Annotated in this window: 25 protein-coding genes and 3 tRNA genes; 14 read left to right on the top strand and 14 right to left on the bottom strand. The window is 69.3% G+C overall.

The genetic code is table 11. The annotated features are described in order from the left end of the window. Both ACKOQ4_RS05740 and ACKOQ4_RS05735 read left to right on the top strand, forming a co-directional pair. The coding region (locus ACKOQ4_RS05740) for a hypothetical protein (RefSeq protein ID WP_526289725.1) at positions 1 to 505 on the top strand (505 nt) is incomplete at its 5' end. Between the two features lie 43 nt (positions 506 to 548). Continuing rightward, positions 549 to 622: transfer RNA gene (locus ACKOQ4_RS05735), tRNA-Arg, on the top strand. A 444-nt stretch (positions 623 to 1,066) separates the two neighbouring features. Here ACKOQ4_RS05735 and ACKOQ4_RS05730 read toward each other — a convergent pair. Further along, positions 1,067 to 1,462: a hypothetical protein gene (locus ACKOQ4_RS05730; protein ID WP_526289723.1), complete on the bottom strand. Its 396-nt coding sequence runs from the start codon at positions 1,460 to 1,462 to the stop codon at positions 1,067 to 1,069. Between ACKOQ4_RS05730 and ACKOQ4_RS05725 the strand changes: the two genes are divergently transcribed. After that, on the top strand, positions 1,446 to 2,858 hold the full coding sequence (locus ACKOQ4_RS05725; protein WP_526289721.1) for a lectin-like protein: 1,413 nt from the start codon (positions 1,446 to 1,448) through the stop codon (positions 2,856 to 2,858). The two genes, ACKOQ4_RS05730 and ACKOQ4_RS05725, sit on opposite strands and share 17 nt — an antisense overlap. A 243-nt stretch (positions 2,859 to 3,101) precedes the next feature. Here the strand turns inward: ACKOQ4_RS05725 and ACKOQ4_RS05720 are convergent, their stop codons facing one another. Both ACKOQ4_RS05720 and ACKOQ4_RS05715 read right to left on the bottom strand, forming a co-directional pair. After that, on the bottom strand, positions 3,102 to 3,446 hold the full coding sequence (locus ACKOQ4_RS05720; protein WP_526289719.1) for a DUF4333 domain-containing protein: 345 nt from the start codon (positions 3,444 to 3,446) through the stop codon (positions 3,102 to 3,104). 154 nt (positions 3,447 to 3,600) lie between these two features. Next, positions 3,601 to 4,440, bottom strand: coding sequence for a queuosine salvage family protein (locus ACKOQ4_RS05715; protein WP_526289717.1), 840 nt, complete (start codon positions 4,438 to 4,440; stop codon positions 3,601 to 3,603). On the opposite strand from ACKOQ4_RS05715, the gene ACKOQ4_RS05710 reads away from it, so the two are divergent. Further along, positions 4,441 to 4,620, top strand: a complete 180-nt coding sequence (locus ACKOQ4_RS05710) for a hypothetical protein (RefSeq protein ID WP_526289715.1) — start codon at positions 4,441 to 4,443, stop codon at positions 4,618 to 4,620. Here ACKOQ4_RS05710 and ACKOQ4_RS05705 read toward each other — a convergent pair. Further along, positions 4,610 to 5,158: a TetR/AcrR family transcriptional regulator gene (locus ACKOQ4_RS05705; RefSeq protein WP_526289713.1), complete on the bottom strand. Its 549-nt coding sequence runs from the start codon at positions 5,156 to 5,158 to the stop codon at positions 4,610 to 4,612. The two genes, ACKOQ4_RS05710 and ACKOQ4_RS05705, sit on opposite strands and share 11 nt — an antisense overlap. A gap of 184 nt (positions 5,159 to 5,342) precedes the next feature. Here ACKOQ4_RS05705 and ACKOQ4_RS05700 point away from each other — a divergent pair, with 184 nt between their 5' ends. From ACKOQ4_RS05700 to ACKOQ4_RS05690, 3 genes are all read left to right on the top strand, one after another. Then, positions 5,343 to 6,005: a LuxR C-terminal-related transcriptional regulator gene (locus tag ACKOQ4_RS05700; protein ID WP_526289711.1), complete on the top strand. Its 663-nt coding sequence runs from the start codon at positions 5,343 to 5,345 to the stop codon at positions 6,003 to 6,005. 78 nt (positions 6,006 to 6,083) lie between these two features. Continuing rightward, on the top strand, positions 6,084 to 6,290 hold the full coding sequence (locus ACKOQ4_RS05695) for a hypothetical protein (RefSeq protein ID WP_526289709.1): 207 nt from the start codon (positions 6,084 to 6,086) through the stop codon (positions 6,288 to 6,290). Positions 6,291 to 6,312: 22 nt separating this feature from the next. Beyond that, complete coding sequence (locus ACKOQ4_RS05690; RefSeq protein WP_526289707.1) at positions 6,313 to 7,065, top strand: enoyl-CoA hydratase; 753 nt, start codon at positions 6,313 to 6,315, stop codon at positions 7,063 to 7,065. A 3-nt stretch (positions 7,066 to 7,068) separates the two neighbouring features. Here the strand turns inward: ACKOQ4_RS05690 and ACKOQ4_RS05685 are convergent, their stop codons facing one another. Further along, positions 7,069 to 8,352 (bottom strand): DUF222 domain-containing protein, encoded by a 1,284-nt coding sequence (locus tag ACKOQ4_RS05685; protein WP_526289705.1) that lies wholly within the window; start codon positions 8,350 to 8,352, stop codon positions 7,069 to 7,071. 70 nt (positions 8,353 to 8,422) lie between these two features. On the opposite strand from ACKOQ4_RS05685, the gene ACKOQ4_RS05680 reads away from it, so the two are divergent. After that, entirely contained in the window at positions 8,423 to 10,390 is a 1,968-nt protein-coding gene (locus ACKOQ4_RS05680) for a DUF1214 domain-containing protein (protein ID WP_526289703.1), read from the top strand. A 9-nt stretch (positions 10,391 to 10,399) separates the two neighbouring features. Here ACKOQ4_RS05680 and ACKOQ4_RS05675 read toward each other — a convergent pair whose 3' ends face one another. From ACKOQ4_RS05675 to ACKOQ4_RS05665, 3 genes are read right to left on the bottom strand one after another with little or no spacing between them, the layout of a single operon-like run. Beyond that, on the bottom strand, positions 10,400 to 11,563 hold the full coding sequence (locus ACKOQ4_RS05675) for an acyl-CoA dehydrogenase family protein (protein WP_526289701.1): 1,164 nt from the start codon (positions 11,561 to 11,563) through the stop codon (positions 10,400 to 10,402). Next, entirely contained in the window at positions 11,563 to 13,545 is a 1,983-nt protein-coding gene (locus ACKOQ4_RS05670) for an acetyl/propionyl/methylcrotonyl-CoA carboxylase subunit alpha (protein WP_526289699.1), read from the bottom strand. Before ACKOQ4_RS05670 ends, ACKOQ4_RS05675 begins: the two co-directional genes overlap by 1 nt. Before the next feature lie 2 nt (positions 13,546 to 13,547). After that, complete coding sequence (locus tag ACKOQ4_RS05665) at positions 13,548 to 15,092, bottom strand: carboxyl transferase domain-containing protein (RefSeq protein ID WP_526289697.1); 1,545 nt, start codon at positions 15,090 to 15,092, stop codon at positions 13,548 to 13,550. 87 nt (positions 15,093 to 15,179) lie between these two features. Between ACKOQ4_RS05665 and ACKOQ4_RS05660 the strand changes: the two genes are divergently transcribed. Both ACKOQ4_RS05660 and ACKOQ4_RS05655 read left to right on the top strand, forming a co-directional pair. After that, positions 15,180 to 15,782, top strand: a complete 603-nt coding sequence (locus ACKOQ4_RS05660) for an SACE_7040 family transcriptional regulator (protein ID WP_526289695.1) — start codon at positions 15,180 to 15,182, stop codon at positions 15,780 to 15,782. Positions 15,783 to 15,869: 87 nt separating this feature from the next. Beyond that, positions 15,870 to 16,634: an MmpS family transport accessory protein gene (locus ACKOQ4_RS05655; protein ID WP_526289693.1), complete on the top strand. Its 765-nt coding sequence runs from the start codon at positions 15,870 to 15,872 to the stop codon at positions 16,632 to 16,634. Position 16,635: 1 nt separating this feature from the next. Here ACKOQ4_RS05655 and ACKOQ4_RS05650 read toward each other — a convergent pair whose 3' ends face one another. After that, complete coding sequence (locus ACKOQ4_RS05650; protein ID WP_526289691.1) at positions 16,636 to 17,946, bottom strand: MFS transporter; 1,311 nt, start codon at positions 17,944 to 17,946, stop codon at positions 16,636 to 16,638. 40 nt (positions 17,947 to 17,986) lie between these two features. Between ACKOQ4_RS05650 and cmrA the strand changes: the two genes are divergently transcribed. Next, positions 17,987 to 18,793, top strand: coding sequence for a mycolate reductase (cmrA, locus tag ACKOQ4_RS05645; RefSeq protein ID WP_526289689.1), 807 nt, complete (start codon positions 17,987 to 17,989; stop codon positions 18,791 to 18,793). Between the two features lie 39 nt (positions 18,794 to 18,832). Here cmrA and ACKOQ4_RS05640 read toward each other — a convergent pair whose 3' ends face one another. Genes ACKOQ4_RS05640 through ACKOQ4_RS05630 form a run of 3 tightly spaced genes read right to left on the bottom strand, consistent with a single transcriptional unit; the run spans position 18,833 to position 21,864 of the window. Beyond that, positions 18,833 to 19,507, bottom strand: coding sequence for a sterol desaturase family protein (locus ACKOQ4_RS05640; RefSeq protein WP_526289687.1), 675 nt, complete (start codon positions 19,505 to 19,507; stop codon positions 18,833 to 18,835). Beyond that, entirely contained in the window at positions 19,504 to 20,226 is a 723-nt protein-coding gene (locus ACKOQ4_RS05635) for a FadR/GntR family transcriptional regulator (protein WP_526289684.1), read from the bottom strand. Before ACKOQ4_RS05635 ends, ACKOQ4_RS05640 begins: the two co-directional genes overlap by 4 nt. Before the next feature lie 51 nt (positions 20,227 to 20,277). Next, complete coding sequence (locus tag ACKOQ4_RS05630; RefSeq protein ID WP_526289682.1) at positions 20,278 to 21,864, bottom strand: helicase HerA-like domain-containing protein; 1,587 nt, start codon at positions 21,862 to 21,864, stop codon at positions 20,278 to 20,280. A gap of 82 nt (positions 21,865 to 21,946) precedes the next feature. On the opposite strand from ACKOQ4_RS05630, the gene orn reads away from it, so the two are divergent. Further along, positions 21,947 to 22,594 carry an oligoribonuclease gene (orn, locus tag ACKOQ4_RS05625; protein ID WP_526289680.1) on the top strand — a complete coding sequence of 216 codons (648 nt, stop codon included), beginning with the start codon at positions 21,947 to 21,949 and terminating at the stop codon, positions 22,592 to 22,594. A 30-nt stretch (positions 22,595 to 22,624) separates the two neighbouring features. Then, positions 22,625 to 22,697 (top strand) — tRNA-His (locus tag ACKOQ4_RS05620). A gap of 51 nt (positions 22,698 to 22,748) precedes the next feature. Here the strand turns inward: ACKOQ4_RS05620 and ACKOQ4_RS05615 are convergent. Together ACKOQ4_RS05615 and ACKOQ4_RS05610 are read right to left on the bottom strand one after the other, a co-directional pair. Then, on the bottom strand, positions 22,749 to 23,984 hold the full coding sequence (locus tag ACKOQ4_RS05615) for a hypothetical protein (protein ID WP_526289678.1): 1,236 nt from the start codon (positions 23,982 to 23,984) through the stop codon (positions 22,749 to 22,751). 119 nt (positions 23,985 to 24,103) lie between these two features. Continuing rightward, on the bottom strand, positions 24,104 to 25,315 hold the full coding sequence (locus tag ACKOQ4_RS05610; RefSeq protein ID WP_526289676.1) for an Ig-like domain-containing protein: 1,212 nt from the start codon (positions 25,313 to 25,315) through the stop codon (positions 24,104 to 24,106). Between the two features lie 146 nt (positions 25,316 to 25,461). Between ACKOQ4_RS05610 and ACKOQ4_RS05605 the strand changes: the two genes are divergently transcribed. Next, a tRNA-Lys gene (locus tag ACKOQ4_RS05605) sits at positions 25,462 to 25,534 on the top strand. The last annotated feature ends 143 nt before the right edge of the window (positions 25,535 to 25,677 follow it).

Genomic DNA, 25,677 nt, shown 5'->3' with positions numbered 1-25,677 from the left:
GGGGCCGTCGATGGGCCCGACGACAGTGCTCGCGCTCTTCGGCGGTGACACGCCTCGCCTCGGCGGAACCGGCCCCACTTCAATCGCAGGTATCAACGGTTCCATCACCGCGGCAACCCTGAACACTGCATTGGACGTATTCCGGCGGGGTGGCAGCTACCTGACGGTGGCACTCGCCGATTCGGCAGACAGCACTCTGGTTAACGGATCCTGGCAACGCGGAACTCTGGGACGGAAGTTCGCCACGTTCTACGGCACCGCCCCTGCCCAACCTCCGGTTTCGATTCCGATGGTCTACTCGGTGTCCTCGGTCGAGACGGCCAACGGTCAGGTGACGGCGGTGATCCTGCGGAACCCGACCGGTTCCGACGCGGGAGGCGCCGACGGCGTGCCGGTCAGTTACCGCGATGCCAATCCCAATGATGGTCTCGTCCGGATCACCGTCGCAGAGTTGCTCAGTTCCAGCCGTGGATTCCGATTGACTTCACTGCCCACCGGGGTCTGACCATGGCGTCGCCGTTTCGGGCAGCGGATACAATCTGAGCATTGCCTCCGTAGCTCAGGTGGATAGAGCAAGGGCCTTCTAATCCCTAGGTCGCACGTTCGAGTCGTGCCGGGGGCGCTGGAGAAAGACCAAGTTGGTCGGCGCCGACCCGAGCCGGCAAGCCGGCGTCAACGATGAGCGGCAATTGACTCAACAGAAACTGCGGCTCGTCATATCAGGTTGACCCCCCGTTCCTCACGGGCCTTTTATGGGACTATCTTGGAAAATCATTTACGGGGAGGGCTCTGCAATGACCACATCAGCCGCCGAAAGCCGTCGTGAGCCGCTGCGTCGCATCGAGCTCAACTCCCGCGGTGAGGGGCAGTCGGCTGTACCGGGTTATACCCGCTACGTCGGCCGGGTCGGCGCTCTTGCTGTCGCACTGGGGATCGGTGCGGCTGCGGCGGCGGTGCCGGTGGTGGCGTTCGCCGATACGACCGGCTCAGCAGGGGTGACCGGAGCGAGCGACACCACCGGGAACGCGGCCTCGCGCACCGGCGTGCCTGCAGGGCCCAGGGCCGCTCAGTCGGCCGGAACGTCTGACGCCGCATCCGCGGGTCGCACACGGGCGAACCGCCGGTCGATGACGGTTCCGCAGGCGCCGGTGGCAAGCACACCCGTATCGGTGAGCGTCCCCGCCGCGTCCGCGTTGCCGGTGAAACCCACTGCGGCACCGATCAATTCGGTTGGACGGTCCCGGTTGGCTCGAGCGGCGGCGAGCGCTGGCGGATCGGTGGTGCGCTCCCCGAATACGGCTGCTCCGGCGGCGGCGCCGTTGGCGTGGACGGCGGCGGCGTTCAGTCGTCGGGAGTTGGGAGCGAAGACCTCGTCGGCGGCGGCCGGGTCGACCACGACCAGTGGTGAGCCGGCGGCCAGGGCGACCACCACCACACGTCGGGGGTTGTTCGGCAACGGCACCGCGGCGAGCCCCGACGGCGGCTGGCTGATCGGCAGCGGCTACTCCTACACCGCATATGCGGGGGCCTGCACCAGCGGTGCGTGCGATGGCGGCAAGGGTGGCCTGTTCGGCAAGGGCGGCAACGGGTTCAACGGTGGCAATGGCGGGGCCGCGGGATGGTTCGGCAGCGGCGGCGACGGCGGCGCCGGGGTGGCGACGGTCAACAACGGCGCCGGCGGCTCGGGCGGTGCGGGTGGGTTGTTCACCGGCAACGGCGGCAAGGGCGGGGCGGGAGCCGACGCGATTCTATGGCTCGGCGGAACCGCCGGCAACGGTGGTGCGGGTGGCAACACGGGCGCGCTGTCACTGATCGGTGCGGGCGGTAAGGGCGGCGCCGGTGGCATCGGCTACGGATTTAGACCGAGCACCGCCAATCAGCCGGCCTCGCTCCCGCCGATCACCCATTTCAACGCCGACACTTGGTTGATGGTCTCGCTCGCGATTCCGAACGCTCCGTCCGGAACCACGTTCAAGTTCGGCAGTTATGCCGGGCTGCGCCCGGCCTACGGGTACAACTTCACCGGGGAAAAGACGGAACTGAACTTCTACGGCACCCCGACGGATGTCAACGCTGCGCTGGCCGCGTTGCTGGTATCTACCGGGGCGGCCCAGGGCTCCTTCGATGTCGGCCTCACCGCGTCCTTCGAGGGCTCCTATTCGAACGCGGTCACTTTTTACTACTCGTCGAGCACTAATAGCTACTACAAGCACGTCAACTGGCCTGGCATCACATGGACGAGCGCTAGAAACGCAGCCTTGGCCCAAACGCTCCACGGCGCCACGGGCTATCTGGCGAACATCACGACCGAGGCGGAGAACCAATTCATCGCCAACCATATCGCCCTGCTCGAGGACAACTTCGAGCCAATCCCCGCAACAAACTTCTGGATCGGCGGCTCCGACAAGGCTACGGCTGGCACCTGGCAGTGGGTCGACGGTCCAGAGGGCGGCACCACGTTCTGGATCGAAAGCCTTAAGAAACCGGAACCGCCGGATTTCCACACCGGTGCTGTCACCCCGCCGTTCAACTACGCGTCGTGGGCACTTTACGAGCCGAATAACGTCAGCCCATATCCGAACGATGAGTACGGCGATGACTCCCTTGTCACCAACTGCAAGGCCCCGTGCGGCGCAGCTCCAAGGGAGCCCAATGGGCGGTGGAACGACCTGCCCGACAACGGCCCAGGTTTCATAAGCGGTTACCTCGTTGAGTTCACCGCACCCAGCGGAGGCTGGACCGACGCGGAGTACGGTGAGAAGGGGGTGTCACAGCGGTTCACCCGGGCAACTGTCGGAGCTATCACTGGCGCCACCGGCGCCGACGGCCGTAAACGCGGCCAGCCGCGAGGGCGGTAACGCTGGCGGCAACGCCGCCCTGCCGGCAATTGCGCCCCGGCGCCGAGCCCGTGTCGAGGCACGTGAGCTGCACCGACCAACCCATCGTCTATTCGTCGCTCATGAGGAGACGGACACCTTCACGATCACCGTGACCGACGGCTACGGCGGCTCAACCCCGGTCAGCCTGACCGCGACGATCGCCCCGCCTAGGACACTGGCGGCGGCAGCCCGTCTCCAGGCGCGACAGGCGCCGAGGCGTCACTAACCCGGAAGCTTCTCCCCCAGCGTGAACTTCCAGTTGGCGTCGGTGGGCGATGTGACCTCGGTGATGGTGATGGTCAGGCGGAATTCGTCACCGTAGCGCCGGAGCACGCAATCCTCGGACGCGCCGACCTTGGCCGGCAGATCACCGGGGCAGGTGATCCGAACGGGCGGCCCGGGGAATTTCTGGCGCAGCTCCTGACCGGTGATCTGCTCCAGGTCCGCACGGGCCACACCGGTGGTGGGCGGCTTCGCCTCTTTGGGCGGAGCCTGCTCGACTTGACGGGGTTTCAGCCACAGCGTCACGGCCGCGATGACCGCGGCCACGGCGACCACAGAGACCACCGCCAACGCCCAGCGCAGACCCGTGGTGGAGTCCGGGTAACCGGATCTGTACTCGTCCCGCGGTCCCCTTGTCGGGGAGGTCAACGGTTCACGTCGATCACGGCCGTCATCGTACGATCGTAGCCGCGACCGGCCGTTCTAGGCCGGGGACGGCTCAGTAAAACGGCGTCAATGTCCGGTGATAGGGCCTGGCCCCGCCCGGCAGGGTCTGTCCGGCCTGCCAGAGTTTCCAGTCGACCTCGAAGGCCCGCAGCGTGGTGCCCCGAGCAGCCAGCGCGCTGCGCAACTCCTCGCACGCCCACACCGTCGCCGCCCGGATCTCGACCTCCTCGGGTGAGCCCATCGGGATGGTCCTGCGTCCGTCGATGCGCCGGGCGAGGTCGGCGCTGTAGTCGAGCACTCCATAGCCCCGAAGCACCTGCGGCACTTTGTAATCCGCGAATGCCGTCAGCGCTGATAGGTCGCTGAAGGTCCCCAGACCAGCACCACCGAAGGCGCCGTGCAGATCGGCGGCGAGAATCTGGGCCCGTTTGTAGAACCGGACCTCATCACCGGAGTAGGTGGTGACGTCGTTGAACGACGGGAACGCCTCGGTCACCATCCGAACGAGGCGGACCGCGGACCCATGGGCCGACTCGATCAGTGCCGCAACCGGATCGGCGCCCGGATACCGGGCGAGCAGCCCGCGGCCGAGTTCGACGAGGTGGCGGTGACGCAGATCGAGCAGTGGAATCTCCGGAGTGCCGGGATCACCGGGCCGCAGGATAAGCGCCACGTCGTCGATCGTGAGACCCGCGAGTATCCGCGGGTTCAGAATGTCGCGGCCCTCTTCAAGCGCGCGTCGCAGGGCGGCCACCAGAGCCCAGTAGCCGTCGTATTCGTCGTCGCACCAGCGCACCCGCCAGCGGCGCTGCGGATCGGCACTCCAGAAACAGAAATTGAGTGCGTCGAGCACGAGGGTGAACGCCGCTGTCCGCGAGGTGCCATCCCGCATGTGCAGATCATCGGAAAATCCGAGCGGGGCGCAATCCTGTTCCGCGCCAAGCGCATCGGCCAGGGACGGCACACGGTCACCGTCAATGCGGACGTGGCGCGCACGGTCGACCACCGGGCGGGTGGAGGACAACACGCCGAGCGGATCACCGGCCGGTATGCCGCGGCCCTTAACGGGTGATGCCCCGGATGAAGATCTCCATCACCTGCTGGGCGTACTCGGGCCGCACCGGGGCGTTGCTGAAGATCGCATCGAAGTAGTAGGACCCGGCGAACATGCGGATAGCCAGTTCCGGGTCGACGTCGTCGAGCAGCTCCCCGCGCGCGGCAGCCCGGCGCAGGATCGGGGCGGTGGAGTCGAAGCGGATATCCCAGAAATCGTGGCTGATCTCGTAGAGGTCGGCGTCCTGACCGTTGGGCAGGATGCGGTGCAGCCAGCGCCGGCCCTCCGGGGTGGCCACGAGTTCGGTGACGGAGTCGGCCAGAGCCTGAAGGTCGCCCCGCAGGCTTCCTGTGTCGGGAACCGGCGCAGCCTGTGCGGCGAGGGTGGTGATGACGTCCATCAGCAGGACGCGGCGGTCCGGCCAGTGCGCGGTGATCGCCGCGGAATCCAATCCGGCCCGGCGGGCCACCCCCTCGATGGCGAAGGCGTCGATACCCCGGGCCAGGAATTCAGCCATCGTGGCGTCGAAAACACGGTTGCGCTCTGAGGTGTCCATCGAATCCGGCCCTGCCCGGCTTCCCTTCCGTTTGCGGCCGAGACTGTGTCAGCGGATCAGGTTACCCAACCCCCCGAGGGCACTGAAATGCAATCGGCCGGCATGTTTCCGTTACAGTCGCCGATCACCCCGTCGTCGCCTAGGCTGCAGGTGGGGACAGGGGTTTATGGCCGATGCGGGGCTGGTGGCGATTGTCGACGGACATGATGTCGTCCGGGCGGGGGTCGAACGCTGGCTCGCCGAGCACCGGCCGACGCTGAGGGTCGCAGGCAGCTTCACCCACCCGGCCGAGTGCCTGAGCTGGCTTGCCGCCGGGCAGGAAGCCGACGTTCTGGTGACCGAGATCCAGTCGGACGGCCATGCACCCGACATCGACGCGCTGCGTCTGCTGTGCACGGCCGGTCCGCCCGTGGTGGTCCATTCCCGGTTGACCGCCGATGAGGTGATCCTGTCCAGCATCGACGCCGGCGCACACTGCTACGTCGCCAAAGCCGATGGGCGACAACACCTCCTGGCGGCGATAGACCGGGCCGGTGCCGGTCGGCCCTATGTGGCCCCGCACATGGCCGATGCCCTGCAACGCTGCAAGCAGTCGGGACGGCTGAACCTGTCCGAACGGGAAAGGCAGGTGCTGCTGGCCTGGCTGCGCACCGAGAGCAAAGACGAGGTCGCCCAACTCCTGCACATCGCACCGGCGACGGTGAGGACGCATTTACAGCGGGTGCGAACCAAATACGCCAGCGTCGGGCGGCCCGCGTCCACCAAGTCGGCGCTGATGGCCCGGGCGGTCGCCGACGGGATCATCGGGCTCGGCGATCTCACCGCCGAATGTCAACCGATCGGGTGATTTTCCGAGGGTTCGCTTGAATCGAAACCGTTTCTCTGGCAACGATTGCTAGGTCGGGTATCCACCGGGGGGTTGATCATGCATTCCGAATCGCAATGGCGTTACCGCGCGTACCGCAGGGGTCTGCGACTGGTCAAGTACAAGCGGGAGTCGTCGGCCTATCACCGATACGGGCCGTACGCACTCGTCGACCAGGCCACCAACGCGGTCAGCATCGCAGGTCTCGACGCCGAGGCCCTCGAACGGGAGTTGTTCTCGGAGAACAGGCAGGACGCGCGGTCCTGATCCCCTGCTAGCCTCGGTCTCCGTGGCAGAACTGGTGCTCTACGAGGTTGTCGACCGGGTTGCGGTGATCACCGTCAACGACCCCGATCGGCGCAACGCCGTCACCGACGCTATGTCGGCACAGTTGTCCGAGTCGGTGCGGCGGGCCGAGGACGACCCGGGCGTGCACGCGGTGATCGTGACCGGTGCAGGCAAGGCCTTCTGCGCGGGCGCCGACCTCTCGGCGCTGGGCGCGGCCGCCAGAGAGGGCCTGGAGCGCATCTACGCGGGTTTCATGGCCGTGGGCCGCTGCTCGCTGCCGACCATCGCCGCGGTCAACGGCGCCGCCGTCGGGGCGGGCATGAACCTCGCACTGGCCGCCGACGTCCGCATCGCCGGGCCGCAGGCGATGTTCGACCCGCGTTTCCAGAAACTCGGCATCCACCCCGGCGGCGGCGCCACCTGGATGCTGCAGCGGGCGGTGGGCCCGCAGGTGGCCCGCGCCGCGCTGCTGTTCGGAATGCGCTTCGACGCCGAGGCGGCGGTCCGGCACGGTCTGGCACTGCAGGTGGCCGAGGACCCGCTGGCGGCTGCCCTCGAACTGGCGGCCGGACCCGCCGCCGCGCCGCGCGAGGTCGTGCTGGCGACCAAGGCGTCGATGCGGTCCACCGCGATCCCCGGCTCCACCGACACCGATCATCATCAGGCCGCCAAGGACATCGAGTTGGGGCCGCAGGCCGCGTCCATCGAGTCCCCGGAATTCAAGGCGCGACTCGCTGCGGCCCAGCGGCGCTGAGGATCACGCGACCAGCACCGGCAGCAGCTTGTTGTTGAGCCACACCTCGATCTCGGTCATCGCCGTCGACGGGGTGCCCAGGGCCGGCGGCGCGGTCGAATGGTAATGCGCGCCGGTTGGTGTCACGAATTCCGCTGTGTGCAAACCGTTTCCATCGGTGCCCGTCTGCACACACCAGCCCGTGCACTCCTTGGTGTAGTTACAGCACTCGCAGAGTCCCAGGCCGTTAGGGCCACTGGTTTTCCCGCCCCGGCGGACGGGCGTCGCATGATCGCGATGCCGGATGGGCGCGCCACAGTAGGGCGTGCGGCACCGCTGGTCGCGCAGACCGATGAACTCCGCCAGCCCCTTGGGGAACAGCCGCGAGCGTGACTCCATCGCAACCAGCGCCCCGGTGGACGGCGTGGCATAGAGCCGGCGCAGCGTCGCCAAGGACGCGGGGTCGTTGACCGCCGCCGCGATCAGGGACTGGGCGACCGCGGAGGGAACCGGGCCGTACCCGGCTACGGCCGCCGCGCCGAAGTCGATGCCGAGCAGCGCCTGATCGGAGATCACCAGATTCACCGCCACCGGAACCGGTTGCTCGGCGGGGCGACCGGTGAGACGTTCGACGAGGGTGTCCGCCATCACCTGCCCCCGGGAGCGTCCATCCCCGCACGCGGCCGCCTCCCGCCGCAGCGCCGCGTAGACCGCCACTCCCTGCGCCATTGGAAGCAGTGCAGTCAGATAGGTCATGGTGTCCGGGGCCGGCCGGATGGTGACCGTGCGGTCCTGCTCGGCCCGGACCGCCCGGTCCACCACGGCATGCGGGTCGAGCCGGTAGGCGATCGCCTTCGCTGCGGCCGCGAGGGCGGCGTCACCGACGCCCTCGAGATCGGTGATGTCCGAGCAGAGTTCGGCGTCCAGCCGCCGCCGATCCCCTACGGCGAGGCAGGCCGACTCGCGCACCACGATGGTGGCCCGCCATTCCGAGAGCGCGCCGGCTTCGAGAGCGGCCAGGGTGTGCGGCATCTCGTCGACGAGCGCCTTGGCGAACCCGAGGTGGCGCCCGCCCCGGGACGGCGAGTCACGCCGGGCCAGCGCCACCTCGGCGGACACCCCGCGACCCCGCCGTGCGGCAGGTACGCCGGCAGCGGCCTCGGCGGCGCGCCGGGCGACGTCGAACGCCGCGGTCAGCCGGGCCTGGCGCGCAGCCGCCCACGCCTTGAGCCGTTCGAGGGCCGCGATGCACTCCACCAGGGCTGACTCGTCGTCACCCGGCTCGGCGCTCAGCAGTTCATCGAACATACATTCGATAGTAGTCAGGCCGTCCGACAAGATGCTTCGCGCAGGTCAGCCCGTCACCTACAGTCGTTTTGTGACCACTTCGAGCGCCGCCCGCGCCTTGTACGCCGGCCGCGTCGGCGCACTGGCCGCGGCACTCGGAGCCGGCATGGTCATCGCCGGCACCGCCGTCGCCGCCGGCGACACCGGGTCCTCCGACCAGGCGGCGGCCGCCTCTCAACCGGGACCGGGGAGGGCGGTGGCGAGGACGGCCCGCACCCCTGCGAGTCCGGCCTCGGCCACCCGCACCGCGACCCGATCCGCCGTCTTCGCCCGAAAGCCCGCTCTCAACTACGACGCCGCGACGAACACCCAGGGACCCGGGGGTGTGATCACCGGCGCGCTCAACGGGTCCCAGCGCAACGGGTACCGACTGAGCTACTCCGTGCCCACCCCGCCGAGCCGGGGAACAGCCTCGGTGGGCGGCAACGGCGACTTCACCTACACGCCCACAACCGAATTCGCCACGCTCGGCGGCACTGACACGTTCACGGTCACCGCCGACGATCTGCCGGACAACCCGCGGCACGCCCACGGTCTGGCCGCGCTGACGCCCAGCCGCGGTCACACCGTCAGCCAGAGCGTCACCGTGCTGGAGAACCCCGGAGCGCCGCTGCCCCCGAGTGTGCTGGCCACTCCCGAGCAGCTCGCCGCCGAACGGCTGGCGACCCGGCTGGCCGACTCCCCCGCCGTACAGATCGCCGGGCTGATGCTCAAAGCGGGCTGGATCAAGGCCGCGCGCAACAACTTCGACGCGGTCGGCGGACCGGATGCGACGAACATGGCCCGGCTGGACCAGGCGGTGACCGAGTACGCCAACCAGGCCGCGCTGGAGGTCCAGTTGCTGGACTCGGCGAACCCGAAGGTGATCCAGCAGGTGAGCCCGCCGCACAACTGGTACCAGCAGAGCTTCGCGGGCTCGCGGATCTGGTACGACAACCCCGACACGATCTACCGGTTCATCGGCGTCAACAGCGCATCGGCCTATGTGCTCACCGGCCGCTTCGACGGGTCGCTGCCGGCCGACACAAACTTCTCGGTGCTGACCGGGCTCGGCGGAACCACGGCGAGCAACCTCAACGGCCGCGATCTGGTGCTCAACCCGGACGGGTCGTTCACCATCACCGCGAGTTCGGCACCGTCGGCTCCGGGTGAGACCAACCACCTGCAACTGGCCCCGGGAACCACGCTCATCACGACCCGGAACACGTTGGCGGACTGGAACTCCGAGGGACCGATGAGCCTGTCGGTCAGCAAGGTCAGCGGCCCGCGCCCGAGCCTGTTCAGCCAGCTCGGCGGATTCGCCTTCCCAGGGATCGGCCCGGCCGTGGCCGCCAGTCCCGTGCTGACGTCACTGGTGTCGCTGATCCCGCCGCTGCCGGTCCGGCCCGTGCAGTCGCTGGAGACGGCCGCGATCATGCTGCTGCTGGGCATCAGCGGTGAGGACAAATACATGGCGGTGGCCACCACCGACCCCAAGACCGGCCAGCGCCGCCCGCCCAACGTGCTGTCCGACCCCGACCGCAACGCCGAGTTCCTGGCCACCCAGTTGCAGAGCGCCGGCTACTTCCAGCTGAACGACGACCAGGCACTGGTGGTCACCATCGACCCTGGCAACGCCCGTTACTTCAACGTCCCGGTCACCGACGACTGGACCATCACCGACAACTACTGGGACCAGCAGACCAGCCTCAACAAATCGCAGTCGGCGATGAACCAGGACGGCACCTATACGTTCGTCATCTCGAAAACCGATCCGGCCGTGGCGAACTGGGTGTCCACCGGCGGACTGAACCAGGGCACCGTCTCGATCCGCTTCCAGGACCTCGACACCTCGTCGACCAAAGGCCCGACGGTGCAGTCGCAGGTGGTGCCGATCGGCGATCTGGGCACGGTTCTGCCGGCCGGCACCCAGTACGTCACACCGGAGCAGCGCCGGGCCCAGATCGCCCAGCGGCAGCTCGGCTACAACCGGCGGTACGCGCCCTACCCGCAGGCGTGAGCCCGCGCCTCAGACGAGGCCGATCTCCCGGGCGATCAGCATCAGCTGGACTTCGGTTGTGCCCTCGCCGATTTCGAGGATCTTGCTGTCCCGGTAGTGCCGGGCGACCGGGTATTCGTTCATGAACCCGTAGCCTCCGTGGATCTGGGTGGCGTCCCGGGCGTTGTCCATGGCGGCCTCGCTGGCGACCAGCTTGGCGATCGCGGCCTGCTTCTTGAACGGCTTGCCGGCCAGCATCATCGCCGCCGCGTCGTAGTAGGCGGTGCGGGCGGTGTGCGCGCGGGCCTCCATCCGGGCGATCTTGAACTCGATGGCCTGGAAGGCCCCGATCGGACGGCCGAACGCCGTGCGCTCCCCGGCGTAGCGCACACACTCGTCGACGCAGCCCTGCGCGGCCCCGGTGGCCACGGCGGCCAGGGCGATGCGGCCCTCGTCGAGGATGCGCAGGAAGTTGGCGTAGCCGCGGCCGCGCTCGCCGAGCAGGTTCTCCTCGGGGACGCGCACATCGGTGAAGGACAGCGGGTGGGTGTCGGAGGCGTTCCAGCCGACCTTGTCGTAGGCCGGCTCGGCGACGAAACCGGGGGTGGGCACCGGGACCAGGATCGCCGAGATCTCCCGCCGGTCGCCGGATGTGCCGGTGACGGCGGTGACGGTGACCAGCCGGGTGATGTCGGTGCCGGAGTTGGTGATGAACTGCTTGGAGCCGTTGATCACCCAGTGGCCGTCGTCGAGCCGGGCGGTGGTCCTGGTGGCGCCGGCGTCGGTGCCGCCGCCGGCTTCGGTCAGGCCGAACGCGCCCAGTGCCGAGCCGCTGGTGAGCATCGGCAGCCACTGCTGCTTCTGGTCCTCGGTGCCGAACCGGTAGACCGGCATCGCCCCCAGCGAGACCCCCGCCTCCAGCGTGATGGCCACACTCTGGTCGATCTTGGCGAGTTCCTCCAGGGCCAGGCACAGCGCGAAGTAGTCCCCGCCCATGCCGCCGTACTCCTCGGGGAAGGGCAGGCCGAACAGCCCCATGTCGGCCATGCCCGCGACCACCTCGTAGGGGAAGGAGTGCTCGGCGTCGTGCCGGGCCGAGACGGGTGCGACCACCTCGCGGGCGAAGTCCCGAACCGTCTTGACGAGCTGCTGGTACTCGTCGGGAAGTGTTGCCGTGGAGAGAAATTCGCCCATCATCCGTGACCTTCCGTGATTGCCGTTATCCGGGCCAGCGGCTGGCCCACCTTGACCTGGTCTCCGACCGAGACGAGCAACTCGACCACTCCGTCGACCGGTGAGCGCAGCGAGTGCTCCATCTTCATCGCCTCCACCGTCACCACGACGGTACCCGCCGCGACCGCCGCCCCGCCCGGGACGCCGAGCGCCACCACCGATCCCGGCATCGGGCTGGGGATCTCGGCATCCCCGCCGGGCGCCTCGTCGGGACGCACCGGTTCCTCCCGGACCTCCTCGACCAGGACGGTGCGGCCGGATCCGGCCAGCCAGATCCGATGGCCGTCCGCGGCGACGGTATAGCTGCGTCGCACCCCGTCGACGGTCAGGCGCATCCCCGGGCCTGCCCACCGGGCGGTGAGGTCCCGGCCGGGCCCGTCGCCGACCCGGACCCGGGCCTGGCCGGGCTCGCCGGCGATGTGGACGTGTTCGGTGCGCTCCCCGTCGCGCAGCCGGAAGCCGGTCGCCGCGGGCTCACCGATCCGCCAGCCGGAGGGCGCCTCCCACGGGTCGCCGGGCACGACCGGCCAGAGCCCCAGCCAGCGGTAGGCGGCCGCGGCGATCAGCGCGTCGTCGCCCGCCTGCGGGCCGCGGTAGTCCAGCCGCTCGAGCAGTCCGGTGTCCAGACGCCCTGCGGTGACATCACTGTCGGACAACACGAATCGCAGGAAGTCGACGTTGGTGCCCAGGCCGAGCACCGCGGTGGTCTCCAGCGCCCGGTCAAGACCGCGCAGGGCCGCGGCGCGGTCGGCGGCGTGGACGATCACCTTCGACAGCATCGGGTCGTAGTCGCTGCCCACCGTCATACCGGCGACAAGACCGGAGTCGACGCGGACGCCCGGCCCGGACGGCTCGCACACCGCGAGCACCGGCCCGCCGGTGGGCAGGAATCCGGCGGCGGGATCCTCGGCATAGACCCGGGCCTCCACCGCGTGGCCGCGCAGAGCGATGTCGTCCTGGACCGCGGTCAGTCTCTCCCCGGCGGCGACACGGACCTGCCACTCGACGAGGTCCCAGCCGGTGACCATCTCGGTCACCGGGTGCTCGACCTGGAGGCGGGTGTTCATTTCCATGAAGAAGAACTCGTCGGGCCGGTCGGCGGACACGATGAACTCCACCGTCCCGGCCCCGACGTAGTCCACGCTGCGCGCGGTGTCGCAGGCGGCGGCGCCGATCCGGGCCCGGGTGGCGGGGTCGAGCAGGGCCGAGGGGGCCTCCTCGATCACCTTCTGGTGGCGACGCTGCAGACTGCACTCGCGCTCGCCCAGATGCAGCACGGCGCCGTGGGTGTCGGCGAGCACCTGCACCTCGATGTGCCTGGGCCGCAACACGAATCGTTCCAGGAACAGGGTGTCGTCGCCGAACGCCGCAGCGGCCTCCCGGCGCGACGAGGCCAGGGCCGCCGGCAGGTCGGCCGGGTCGTCCACCCGCCGCATTCCCTTGCCGCCCCCGCCGGCCGAGGGTTTGACCAGCACCGGAAACCCGATGCCGCCGGCGGCCGCGATGAGTTCGGCATCCCCCAGACCGGGTTCGGAGATCCCGGGCACCACCGGCACGCCGAACTCCGCCACCGCAGCCCGGGCGGCGATCTTGTCGCCCATGGTGGCTATCGCCCCGGCCGGCGGGCCGATGAACACCAGCCCGGCGCGGTCGAGGGCGGCGGCGAATTCGGCGTTCTCGGAGAGGAATCCGTAGCCGGGGTGCACGGCCTGTGCCCCGGTGCGCAGCGCGGCGTCGACCACCGCCGCCATGTCGAGATAGCTCTGCCGGGCCGGCGGCGGGCCGATGCGCACGGCGACGTCGGCGTCGGCCACGTGCCGCGCGCCGGCGTCGGCGTCGCTGTAGACGGCCACCGAACGGATCCCCATGGCTTTCAGCGTCCGGATCACCCGGACGGCGATCTCGCCCCGGTTGGCTACCAGCACGGTGTCGAAGAGGGTCATCGTCACATCCTGAAGACGCCGTAGGAGACCGGATCGAGCGGCGCGCCGGCGGTGACCGAAAGCGCAAGGCCAAGAACCGTTCTGGTGTCAGCGGGGTCGATCACGCCGTCGTCCCACAGCCGAGCGGTGGAGTAGTACGGGTTGCCCTGCCGTTCGTACTGGGCCCGGATCGGAGCCTTGAACGCCTCCGTCTCCTCAGGAGTCATGTCACCGCGGACGGTGGCCAGCACGGCCGCGGCCTGCTCGCCGCCCATCACCGAGATCCGGGCGTTGGGCCACATCCAGAGGAAGCGCGGCGAGTAGGCCCGGCCGCACATCGAGTAGTTGCCCGCGCCGTAGGAGCCGCCGATGACGACGGTCAGTTTCGGAACCCGCGCGCAGGCCACCGCGGTGACCATCTTGGCGCCGTGCTTGGCGATGCCGCCGGCTTCGTAGTCGCGGCCGACCATGAAGCCGGTGATGTTCTGCAGGAACAGCAGCGGGATCGAACGTTTGTCGCAGAGTTGGATGAAATGCGCGCCCTTGACGGCGGACTCGCCGAACAGCACCCCGTTGTTGGCGACGATGCCCACGGGGTGGCCGTGGATCCGGGCGAACCCGGTGACCAGCGTGGCCCCGTAGTCGGCCTTGAACTCGCCGAACTCGCCGCCGTCGACGATTCGGGTGACCACCTCGTGGACGTCGTAGGGCACCCGGGCGTCGACGGGTACCACGTCGTAGAGCTCGCGCTGGTCGGCGATCGGATCCACCGGTGCGGCGACCTGCCAGGGCGCCGAATCCGGCGGCGGCAGAGTGGCGACGATCCGGCGGACGATGCGCAGGGCGTCGCGGTCGTCGCGGGCCAGGTGGTCGACCACACCGGAGGTCTTGGCGTGCAGGTCGCCGCCGCCGAGTTCCTCGGCGGTCACCACCTCCCCGGTCGCGGCCTTCACCAGCGGCGGTCCGCCGAGGAAGATGGTGCCCTGGTTGCGCACGATGACGGTCTCGTCGCTCATGGCCGGGACGTAGGCGCCGCCCGCGGTGCAGGACCCCAGCACCGCCGCGATCTGCGGGATGCCGGCCGCGCTCATGGTGGCCTGGTTGAAGAAGATGCGCCCGAAGTGCTCGCGGTCCGGGAAGACCTCGTCCTGACACGGCAGGAACGCCCCGCCGGAGTCCACCAGATAGATGCAGGGCAGCCGGTTCTGGGCGGCGATCTCCTGCGCCCGCAGGTGTTTCTTCACCGTCACCGGGTAATAGGTGCCGCCCTTGACCGTCGCGTCGTTGGCGACGACCATGCACTCCCGCCCGGACACCCGGCCGATCCCGGTGATGATCCCCGCTGCCGGGCAACCGTCGTCGTACATGCCGTCGGCGGCCAGCGGCGCGATCTCCAGCAGCGGGCTGCCCGGGTCGAGCAGTTCGCCGACCCGGTCCCGCGGCAGCAGCTTGCCGCGCGCGACGTGGCGTTCCCGCGAGTCCGGCGATCCGCCGAGAGCGGCCGCGGCCAGCTTCTCGCGCAGCTCGGCGACCAGGTGCAGATGCGCCTCCCGGTTGGAGACTGGCATGGACTCACCTTTGTTAATGACGACTAACCGATGTTAGGTTAGTGAAGATTAACTCATAATCTCCCGGCAAGCTAAACGGAGCAGGCGATGACCACACTGACCCGGCGTGATCGGCGGAAGTCCGACCGCCGTTCGCAGCTGCTGGCCGCGGCCGAACACCTGATCGCCGAACGCGGTTTCCTGGCCGTGCGACTGGAGGACATCGGCGCCGCCGCCGGGGTCAGCGGGCCGGCCATCTACCGCCACTTCCCCAACAAGGAGGCGCTGCTGGTCGAACTGCTGGTCGGCGTCAGCACCAGACTGCACGACGGCGGGCAGGCGGTGGTGGGCGATGCCGCCGGCGCCGCCGACGCCCTGCGGGGTCTGGTCGAGTTCCATCTGGACTTCGCTCTCGGCGAGCCCGACCTGATCCGGATCCAGGACCGCGACCTGGCCAACCTGCCCGCGGCGGCGCAACGGCAGGTGCGCCGCGCGCAACGCCGCTACGTAGAGACGTGGGTCGGCGTGCTGCGCGAACTGAACCCGCGGCTCGAGGAGGACCGCGCCCGGGTGATGGCGCACGCCGCCTTCGGCTTGCTCAACTCCACCCCGCACAGCGTCCCGGCCTCCCGGGCGGCCGCAGCGGACCACTCGCGAGCGGTTCTGCGGGCGATGACGTTCGCCGCGCTGGGGGTCGGCGGAACTGCCTGAATTACCCAGGAGGAAATTGGCGTAAACACAGGAAGGGGACCATTACGGGCCTTCGGCAGCCGGTAGCCTGCAGTGCGTGATGTGGGTATGAGCGATCCACAGCGGCCGCAGTGGTCGGATCCGACCCAGGCGGCCAGCGGCTATCCGCCCAACCCCGATCCGGCCTACTCCGGCTACTGGAGCCAGCCCACCCAATACGGGGCCGGATACGGCGGACCGCTGACCCAGCCGACCGAACAGATACCGCCCTACTGGCAGAGCGCCGGCTATCCCGCCGTGCCCCCGCCGCCGGAGCCGCCGAAGAAGACGCCGCGCTGGTTGTGGGTCGCCGCGGCGGCGGCCATGCTCCTGGTCATCGGATTGGTGCTCGCCCTGGTGATCGTCAGCAACTCCTCGCGGGACACCACGGTGGTGGCCCCGCCGTCGACGTCGACCACACCGGCCCGGCCGGACACGACCTCACCCCGGCTTCCCGCGCCACCGGCCACCTCGGAAGCGCCCGCGCCGCTTCCGCCGCCCCTGCCGAGCGCGTCCCTGGAGCCGACCGAACCCGGGCTGCCGCCGTCCGAGCCGCCCGCTCCGACGGGGACCGAGACGGTGGTCTACAGCGTCAGCGGCGAGGGTCGGGCGATCAACATCACCTACGTCGACAACGGCCGCGTCATGCAGACCGAGTTCAACGTGGCGCTGCCGTGGAGCAAGCAGGTCACCCTGGAGGCCCCGGCCAAGTCGTCGGCGTCGGTCGCGGTGGTCAACGTCGGGCGCGACGTCAGTTGCAGCATCACCGTCAACGGCGCTCAGATCCAGCAGCGCACCGGCCGCGGGCTGACCGTCTGCACGGGCGCGGCCTGACTCAGTCCGGCACCCGCACCAGGATCATCCCGACAAGCCCGGCGACGAGCACCAGGCAGATGCCGGCCAGCCCGGCCCGGTCGGCGTGGAACGCGTCGACGAAGACGAAGAAGAGCCAGGGCGCCACGAACGCCACCGCGCGGCCGGTCATGGTGTAGAGACCGAACGCGACGCCCTCCTTGCCCTCGCCGGTCATCCGCAGCAGCAGCGTGCGGGCGGCGGACTGGGTGGGTACGACGAACAGGCACAGCAGCAGACCGCACACCCAGAAGGCCAGCGCCCCGGAGAGCGCCATCATGGTCAGCGCCACCGCGATCAGTGCGGTCAGCGATCCGACGATCACCGGTTTGGCCCCGATCCGGTCGTCGAGCCGCCCGCCGAGCACCGCCCCGGCAGCCGCCACCGTCGAGGCGATCACGCCGAAGATCAGGACGTCGGCCTGCGACAACCCGTAGACGCTCACCCCCAGCACCGCCCCGAAGGCGAAGATCCCGGCCAGGCCGTCCCGGAAGATCGCGCTGACCACGAGGTAGTAGACGAAGTTGCGGTCGCGGCGCCATTCGCCGCGCAGATCCGCCCACAGCCGCCGGTAGGCCCCGAGCACACCGCCGTGAATCGCGGCGGTGTCGCCGGGGGCACCGGCCAGCGAGTGCGCGGTCACCAGCAGCGGCAGGCTCAGCACCGCCAGCCAGCCTGCCGCCATCAGCATGGCGGCGCGCACGTTCCAGCCGTCGGCGACCGGCACGTGCAACAAGCCGCGGGTGGGACCCTCGCCCATGATGAAGCCGGTGTAGATCAGCAGCAGGAGCACGACGCTGCCGGTGTAGCCGGCGGCCCAGCCCAGCCCGGAGATGCGGCCCGCGGTGGCGGGTGTGGAGAGCTGACGGAGCATCGCGTTGTAGGGCACGCTGGCCAGGTCGCCACAGGCCGCCGTCAGCGCCAGCAGGGCCAGCCCGGGCGCGAGGTAGCGCGGATCGGCCCGGATCAGCACCATCATCGCGGTGAAGGTCACGGCCAGGGCGGTCAGCACCGTCAGCGCCACCCGCCGCCGGTGCGGCACCTGGACCACGACGCCGGTGAGCGGGGCCAGAAAAGCCACCGCGATTCCGGAGATGGTCAGCGCCCGGCCCAGCCAGCTGGCCGGCGAGGTGTCCCCGCCGAGACCGACGCCGACGGTGCCGGTCAGGTAGACCGAGAACACGAAGGTCGCCACGATGGCGTTCATGCCGGTCGACCCGCAGTCCCACAGCGCCCAGGCGGCCACCTTCGACCGCGGCGCCCCGGCGGCGGTCGCTGACGGGGGGCCGCTCATGCGGGTCACCCTATATTCCCGGCGGCCTACCATTGGCCGCATGCCAGTCCCCCTTCCCTCCCCGGACAGCCGGGCCGTTGTCACCGGCGCCTCGCAGGGCATCGGCGAGGCCCTAGCCACCGAACTCGCCGCGCGGGGCCACCACCTGATCGTCACCGCGCGTCGCCGCGAGGTGCTCGACGGCCTCGCCGAGCGGCTGCGTGAGCGCTTCGGCGTGACGGTCGAGGTGCGCGCGGTGGATCTGGCCGACCCGGCCCAGCGCGGCGCCCTGGCCGACGAGCTGGCCGGCCGCGACATCTCCATCCTGTGCGCCAACGCCGGCACCGCGACCTTCGGGCCGGTGGCCAAGCTTGATCCGGCCGATGAGAGGGCTCAGGTGCAACTCAACGTCCTCGGCGTGCACGACCTGGTGCTGGCGGTACTGCCCGGCATGGTGGCCCGCCGGTCGGGCGGAATCCTGATCTCCGGTTCGGCCGCGGGCAACTCCCCCATTCCCAACAACGCCACCTACGCGGCGACCAAGGCCTTCGCCAACACCTTCAGCGAGTCGCTGCGCGGTGAGTTGCACGACTCCGGGGTGCACGTGACGCTGCTGGCTCCGGGGCCGGTGCGCGCCGAGATGCCCGACGAGTCCGAGGCCTCGCTGGTGGACAAGCTCATCCCGGATTTCCTGTGGATCTCCGTCGAGCACACCGCGCAGCTGTCGCTGGATGGGTTGGAGCGCAACAAGATGCGGGTGGTTCCCGGCGTGACCTCCAAGGCGATGTCGGTGGCCAGCGGGTACGCGCCGCGGGCGATCGTGACCCCGATCGTCGGGGCGGTCTACAAGAAGCTCGGCGGCGGCTAGGTGGCGGCTAGGTGGCGGCTAGGCGGCGGCTAGGTCCGGCTAGGTCGGCACGGCGGCGGTGGCGCCGTGGAGGTTCTTCGCCGTCGGCGAGGTGGACACCGTCTGCGGATCCGGGTAGGTGCCCAGCGCCCGGTCGGCCAGCCCCGGGGTGGTGACGGCGAACCAGTAATGCTCGTTCTTGAAGTGGTGCAGCCGGTGGTTGCGGTAGATCATCCGGTAGAACCAGGTCTTCGGCTTGTAGTCGGTGTGCACCAGGTAGTGGGTCCACTCGTAGACCACGCCGATGCCGAACACCACCGTCAGGAACGTCAGACCCAGCCCGGTGCGGGGAATGATCACGAAGGCGACCACCGCCGCCGAGACGAACGCACCGGCCAGCGACTCCAGCGGGATGAAGATCAGTTTGACGATCCGCGGGTCGGCGTGGTGCTCGCGGTGCTTGCGGCCCAGCAGCGGATCGACCGTCACGCCGGCGATCCGCCGCGGGCGCCAGTGCAGGATGACGACGTGAATGATCCACTCCGCGAACGGAAATGCCGCCAGTACGACGAAGGGCAGCACGGCGTCGCTGCGCTGCCAGTCCCCGGCCACGACCCGGGTGACGGCCGCGGCGGAGAAGGCGACGGCGAGCAGCCACGGCGAGGGATGGCGCCAGAACTCCCGCGCGGCGTCGGTCAGGGTCATGCCCCGGCGGGCGGTGCGGGTCTCGGTCATTGCGACTCCTCCATCGCCTCCAGTGCTGCGGTCAACGCTTCGGTGGCGGGCTCGAGCAACTGACGCGCCGCCGCTTCGGCCGCCTGTGGATCGCCGGATTCGATGGCAGCGGCCAACTTTCGGTAGGGGCGTCCGTCCCCCACTTCGGCGGCCATCATCGTTGCCAGCGCGGGCAGCGTCGGTTCGTAGGCGGATCGCAGGGTGTTGAACATCAACCGGAACACGATGGAGTCCGCGCCGTCGACCACGTGATCCCAGAACTCCATCGCGTGGCGCTGCCGGCCGACCGGGTCGTCGTCGCTCTCCAACTCCCGGATCGACTCCTCGAGCCGCGCGCTCAGGTCCGGCGAGCGGCGCCGTGCGGCCAGTTCGGCAACCTTCGGGCCGTTGTGCAGCCGGGCCTCCAGGATGCTGCGCACCACCGAGACGTCGGGTTGGCCGTCGCGCACCAGCAGCAGGGGCAGCAGGTCCAGTCCGGCGTGCCGGCGGAAGTCGCGGACGGTGGTGGAGTCGCCCTGGCGCACCTCGACCAGTCCCGCCGCGGCCACCCGCTTGAGCGCTTCGCGGACCGCGGGCCGGGAGACGCCGAGCACCTCGGCCAATCGGCGCTCGCTGGGCAGCGACTCGCCGGGCTGCATCTCGCCGCTGAGCACCTCGGCGAGGATCTGCTCGAAGACGTCCTCGGGAACGGAGCGCCGGTTCACCGGCTGCAGGGCCATGTCTGCCAGCATGACGGAGCCGCGGCCAGAGGTCAAGTGGTCAGACCAGTGTCAGCGTCTCCGGCGGCGCCCGGTGCCGAAGATGCTGCGGGTGATCTCCCGGCCGATGACCGTGCCCGCCGAGCGCATCGCGCTCTTGAAGGCGGGGTTGCCCATCATCTGCTCGAGCACGCTGGGCTCGGCCCGCTCGACCGGTTCGGGCATCGGCGGCAGGTCCAACCCGGTCGGGATGGGCGGCAGGTCGATGGTCTGCCCCGCAGGCTCGGCGGCCGGCGGCGGCGCCATCCGGGCGGCCAGCATCTCGTAGGCGGACTCGCGGTCCACGGTCTGTCCGTATTTCAGGAACTGCGGGCTGGCCTGCGCGGCGGCCTTGATGTAGTCCGGGCCGATGGTGTCCATCAGCGAGCGCGGCGAGCGCAGCCGGGTCCACGCCACCGGCGTCGGGGCACCGCGCTCGGAGAGCACCGTAACGATCGCCTCACCGATGCCCAGCGACGTGAGATCGCTTGCTAGGTCGTAGAACTCGGTCTTCGGGTAGGTGCGCACGGTCTTGGCCAGCGCCTGCTGGTCGTCGGGGGTGAACGCCCGCAGCGCATGCTGGATGCGCGCACCGAGTTGGGACAGCACGGCATTCGGCACGTCGGTGGGCAGCTGCGTGCAGAAGAAGACGCCCACGCCCTTGGAGCGGATGAGTTTGACCGTCTGTTCGACCTGTTCCATGAAGGCCTTGGAGGCATCCTTGAAGAGAAGATGCGCCTCGTCGAAGAAGAACACCAGCTTGGGCTTGTCGACGTCGCCGACCTCGGGCAGGTAGTCGAACAGATCGGCCAGCACCCACATCAGGAACGTCGAGAACATCACCGGCCGCGATGCCTGGTCGCCGACCTCGAACAGGCTGATGACCCCCTTGCCCTGGTCGTTGACCCGCAGCAGGTCAGCGGGATCGAGGTCCGGCTCGCCGAAGAAGGTGTCCCCGCCGTCTGCCTCCAGGTTCACCAGCGCGCGCAGGATCACCCCGGCGGTCTGAGGCGACACCGCTCCCAGCGTCTTGAGTTGCGCCTTGCCCTCGGCGGTGGTGGTGAGGAACGTGATCAGCTGCCGCAGGTCCTTGAGGTCCAGCAGCGGCAGGCCCTGCTGGTCGGCGTAGTGAAAGATCAGCCCGAGGGTGGACTCCTGATTCTGGTTGAGCCCCAGCACCTTTGACAGCAGGATCGGCCCGAAGGCGGAGATCGTCGCCCGCACGGGTACGCCGATGCCCGTCGTGCCCAGCGACAGGAACTCCACCGGGTAGGGCGTGCCGACCCACTGGTCGGCGGTGTCACGGGCGCGTTCGGCGATCTTGTCATTGGATTCCGCCGGTCGCGACAGACCCGAGAGGTCGCCCTTGAAGTCGGCCATCACCACCGGGACGCCGGCGGCGGAGAGCTGCTCGGCGATCACCTGCAGCGTCTTGGTCTTGCCGGTGCCGGTGGCCCCGGCGACCAGCCCGTGCCGGTTCATCATCGCCAGCGGGATGCGGATCTGCGCCGACGGGTCGACCTGGCCGCCGACCATCACCGAGCCCAGTTCCAGCGCCTGCCCGGCGGTGGCGTAACCGGCGGCGATCTGCTGGGCGGGGGGCGCTGTCGCGTCCGTCATGACGGGACCTTTCGTGCTTGCTCGGGCGGTCTTTTCGGCCGCTAAGACACTACTTGGTCGGCGGGGCTTACTGTTGAGCGCTGTGCGGGACGAATTGGTATGGATCGACTGCGAAATGACGGGGCTGGATCTGCGCACCGACCGGCTCATCGAAATCGCCGCGCTGGTCACCGATGCCGAACTGAACGTCCTCGGCGCCGGCGTCGACGTGGTGATCCACACCGACGACGCGGCCCTGGACGGCATGGTCGAGGTGGTCGCCCGGATGCACAGCAGTTCCGGGCTGATCGACGAGGTGCGGGCCTCCACCATCGACGTGGCCACCGCCGAGGCGATGGTGTTGGACTACATCCGCGAACACGTCAAAACCGCCAAGACCGCTCCCCTGGCGGGGAATTCGATCGCCACCGACCGCGGTTTCATCGCACGGGACATGCCGGCGCTGGACGACTACCTGCACTATCGGATGATCGACGTCAGCTCGATAAAGGAGTTGTGCCGGCGCTGGTATCCCAAGATCTACTACGGGCAGCCGGACAAGGGTCTGGCCCACCGGGCGCTGGCCGACATCCAGGAGTCGGTCCGGGAACTGCGTTACTACCGCCGCACCGCGTTCGTCGCCCCGCCCGGTCCGTCTACCAGCGAGATCGCCGAGGCGGCCGCTGAGCTGGACGGCGAAGGGGGCGGCGGGGCGCAAACCGATTCGGCCCCCGAGACCGGGAGCGACTAGTATCGGATTCGCCGCAGAGATGCGGCGATGGTGGCTGTAGTTCAGTTGGTAGAGCACCAGGTTGTGATCCTGGCTGTCGCGGGTTCGAGTCCCGTCAGCCACCCGGCAGCGAAAAAGCCCCCGCCGAGGCGGGGGCTTTTTCGCGTTCGCGGTTCTAGTTCGACGCGGCGGCCGCAGCAGCGGCCCGGCTCTTGGCGGCGGACTTCGCCGCAGCCACCCGCTCGCGCAGGGTCTGCTTGACCCGCGGCGCCGGCTTGGCGGCGGGCGCCGCGCGCTTGACCGAATCAACCTTGGGCACAGCTGCTTCCGAGGACTCGGGCGCCTCGACCACAGCCGGAGCCTCGGTCACGGCCGGTGCCTCCGGGGCCGGTGCAACCACGGCTTCGGCAGCAGCGGGGGCCTTCACGGCCCCGGCCAGCCTCGCGGCGGCCGCCTGCCGCTTGGCAGCCCCGCGGGAAGCAGCGGCGTCCGGTGCGTCGTCGTCGGCGTCCTCCGCACCCGAGTGGTCGGACTCGTCGCCCTCGGACTCGGAGTCGGCGCCCTGGGCGTCGGAGTCGGCGCCCTCGGAGTCGGCGCCCTCGGACCCGGCGCCCTCGGACCCGGCGCCCTCGGACCCGGTGCCGGCTGCGTCGTCGTATTTGATCTTTCCGTTGATGACCGGGGCGCCCGAGAACGGAAGCGCACCCCCGAGAAGGCCCTGCACCACCTTGGTGATGGCGTCGAGCGCGTCGGAGAGGTTGACACCGACGACCGTCTGGACGGCGGAGATCAGCACGGCCGGCAGCGCCCCGACGATGGTGCCGAGCTGGCTGCCGAGGAACGCCTGGAACTGATTGTTGACCTCACCGAGCGCCTGCTTGACCGCCTCGATCGGCGCGGCCAGGCCGTCGGTGAGCGCCTGGATGGCGGCGCCCACGTCACCGCTGCCCAGCGCGCCGCTCACGGCGCCGGCCACGGCGGGAAGCACGGCCGCGACCTTGACCGGGATCGAGTCGGGTCCGACCAGCAGGCCGGTGACGGCGGTCCTGAGGTAGTCCAGGAACGGACCGGCGGCGTCCAGGACGACCGGGATCGTCTCCTTGATGAACTCGCTGGCGATGGAGCTCAGCAGATCCGACGGCAGCCCGGTGATGCCGGGCAACGAAAGGCCGCCCAGATCCTGCAGTGCACTGAGGATCGCCGACGGCAGGCCGGTGACCCCGCCCAGATCCTGGATCACGCCAAGGACGTCGTTGAGCGAGAAGCTGTCGCCGGTCAGGGCGATCTGGGCGACGGTGGGCGCCGGCAGGTCCGCGGCGCGGACGGGCAGGGCGGGCGTCAGGGCGATCGCACCGGCCCCGACGACGGCAACCGTCCCGGCGGTGAGGTATGAGCGAACTGAAATTTCCATGAGGTGTTCTCCTAGACTGAGGCGCTGCACCTGAGACTAGCCTGAGTTTTAGCTAAGTGCCAATCCGGTTCGCGTACCCACCCGCCGACCAGCCTGAGCTGCGGAAACAGCAGGAACTACTAGGCGCTGGCGTTGCCGGCCTTCCATTGGCTCCACGGGATGTTCCAGTCACCGAGACCCTCGACGCCGGAGAGCGCCGAACCGACGGTGCCGCGCACCTCCACGACGTCGCCGCGCTTGGTGTTGCTGTAGAACCACTCGGCGTTCTCCGGGCTGACGTTCAGGCAGCCGTGGCTGGTGTTGGTGTTGCCCTGCGACCCCACCGACCACGGGGCGGAGTGGACGTAGATGCCGCTGTAGGACATCTGCGTGGCCCAGTCGACCTCGAGGCGATACCCCTTGGGCGAGTTGGCCGGCACCCCGTAGGTCGAGGAGTCCATGATCAGGTGCTGATAGCGGTCGCCGACGATGTAGATGCCGTTGTTGGTGGGGGTGTCGTTCTTGCCCATCGAGATCGGGATGGTCCTGATCACCTCGCCGTTGCGCCGGACGGTGAGCATCTTGGTGGAGTCGTCCGCGGTCGCGATCACCTCGTCGCCGATACTGAACGTCGAGCTCAGGTCCTCCTGGCCGTAGAGACCCTCGCCGAGGTCGACACCGAACGTCTTGACCTTGACCGTCACCCGGGTGCCCGGCGTCCAGAAGTCCTGCGGGCGCCAGCGGACCTCGCGGTTGCTCAGCCAGTAGAACGCGCCCTCGACCGGGGGGTCGGTGGTCACGGTGATCGCCTTCTGCGCGGCCTGCCGGTCCGGGATGTTCTCGTCGAAACGGACCGCGATCGGCTGGGCCACGCCGACCACCGCGCCGTCTCCGGGCGACAGGTAGGGCATCGTGAGGTTGGCCGGCGAATGCGACTTGAACTTCAGCGACTCGGTGACGACCCCGCCCAGGCCGAGGGTCTCGGCCTTGATGACGTAGTTCTCGTTGTAGCCGAGCGGCTCGGTGGCCGACCACTTCAGGCCGTCGGGGCTGACCTCGCCCGGCACCTCGTTGCCCTCGCCGTCGGCCATCGACACCGTCCCGAGGACGCCGCCCTGCACCGTCAGCGTGACCGGTTGATCGACCGGGACGCCGACCGCGCCGTCCTGCACCGAACCACTCAGTTTGGGAACCATCAGGTCGCTGTAGGGCGTGCCCTTGCCGGCCAGCACCCTGGGCCCGGAGTCCCGACTGGCGCAGCCGCTGAGGACCAGCAGCAGTGCGGGAATGACCAGCAGCGCGGTCACCAGGGAGCGGACGCGCGACCGGAAAGCCGGTCCGTCATTACGCATCCACGGCTCCAAACTCGCAATCTTGGCGCGGGAATCATGCCCGCCTCGATACGCGTTATTCTATGGCCAGCCACATATGGCACGCGACTTCCCAGGTCAGAACCGATTTCGCGACGCCGCCGCGGGCCTGTTATTGTCGCTGGCACGCGCCGTTAGCTCAGTTGGTAGAGCAGCTGACTCTTAATCAGCGGGTCCGGGGTTCGAAACCCTGACGGCGCACTTGACAGTCGTCTCGGCTGATCCTTGGCAACACTCGCATCAGATTTCCGGCCTGTCTGCCGCAACGGCGCGCTGATGGCTTCGGTATCGATCGGAAACGTCGCGCCAGGTCATGCTCAGCCAGTCGGTTCCCGCTCGTGCGC

The organism is Mycobacterium sp. (assembly GCF_046095365.1).
In the GTDB taxonomy this organism is placed as follows: domain Bacteria; phylum Actinomycetota; class Actinomycetes; order Mycobacteriales; family Mycobacteriaceae; genus Mycobacterium.
This window is presented reverse-complemented; position numbering and strand designations above follow the sequence as displayed.

Bases quoted from the DNA above. Each gene is read 5' to 3' on its own strand.
- ACKOQ4_RS05715 (WP_526289717.1), bottom strand. From the start codon at position 4,440: ATGCGGGATGGCACCTCGCGGACAGCGGCGTTCACCCTCGTGCTCGAC.
- ACKOQ4_RS05705 (WP_526289713.1), bottom strand. From the start codon at position 5,158: ATGGACACCTCAGAGCGCAACCGTGTTTTCGACGCCACGATGGCTGAA.
- ACKOQ4_RS05695 (WP_526289709.1), top strand. From the start codon at position 6,084: ATGCATTCCGAATCGCAATGGCGTTACCGCGCGTACCGCAGGGGTCTG.
- ACKOQ4_RS05685 (WP_526289705.1), bottom strand. From the start codon at position 8,352: ATGTTCGATGAACTGCTGAGCGCCGAGCCGGGTGACGACGAGTCAGCC.
- ACKOQ4_RS05675 (WP_526289701.1), bottom strand. From the start codon at position 11,563: ATGGGCGAATTTCTCTCCACGGCAACACTTCCCGACGAGTACCAGCAG.
- ACKOQ4_RS05670 (WP_526289699.1), bottom strand. From the start codon at position 13,545: ATGACCCTCTTCGACACCGTGCTGGTAGCCAACCGGGGCGAGATCGCC.
- ACKOQ4_RS05665 (WP_526289697.1), bottom strand. From the start codon at position 15,092: ATGCCAGTCTCCAACCGGGAGGCGCATCTGCACCTGGTCGCCGAGCTG.
- ACKOQ4_RS05660 (WP_526289695.1), top strand. From the start codon at position 15,180: ATGACCACACTGACCCGGCGTGATCGGCGGAAGTCCGACCGCCGTTCG.
- ACKOQ4_RS05655 (WP_526289693.1), top strand. From the start codon at position 15,870: ATGAGCGATCCACAGCGGCCGCAGTGGTCGGATCCGACCCAGGCGGCC.
- ACKOQ4_RS05650 (WP_526289691.1), bottom strand. From the start codon at position 17,946: ATGAGCGGCCCCCCGTCAGCGACCGCCGCCGGGGCGCCGCGGTCGAAG.
- cmrA (WP_526289689.1), top strand. From the start codon at position 17,987: ATGCCAGTCCCCCTTCCCTCCCCGGACAGCCGGGCCGTTGTCACCGGC.
- ACKOQ4_RS05640 (WP_526289687.1), bottom strand. From the start codon at position 19,507: ATGACCGAGACCCGCACCGCCCGCCGGGGCATGACCCTGACCGACGCC.
- ACKOQ4_RS05635 (WP_526289684.1), bottom strand. From the start codon at position 20,226: ATGGCCCTGCAGCCGGTGAACCGGCGCTCCGTTCCCGAGGACGTCTTC.
- ACKOQ4_RS05630 (WP_526289682.1), bottom strand. From the start codon at position 21,864: ATGACGGACGCGACAGCGCCCCCCGCCCAGCAGATCGCCGCCGGTTAC.
- ACKOQ4_RS05615 (WP_526289678.1), bottom strand. From the start codon at position 23,984: ATGGAAATTTCAGTTCGCTCATACCTCACCGCCGGGACGGTTGCCGTC.
- ACKOQ4_RS05610 (WP_526289676.1), bottom strand. From the start codon at position 25,315: ATGCGTAATGACGGACCGGCTTTCCGGTCGCGCGTCCGCTCCCTGGTG.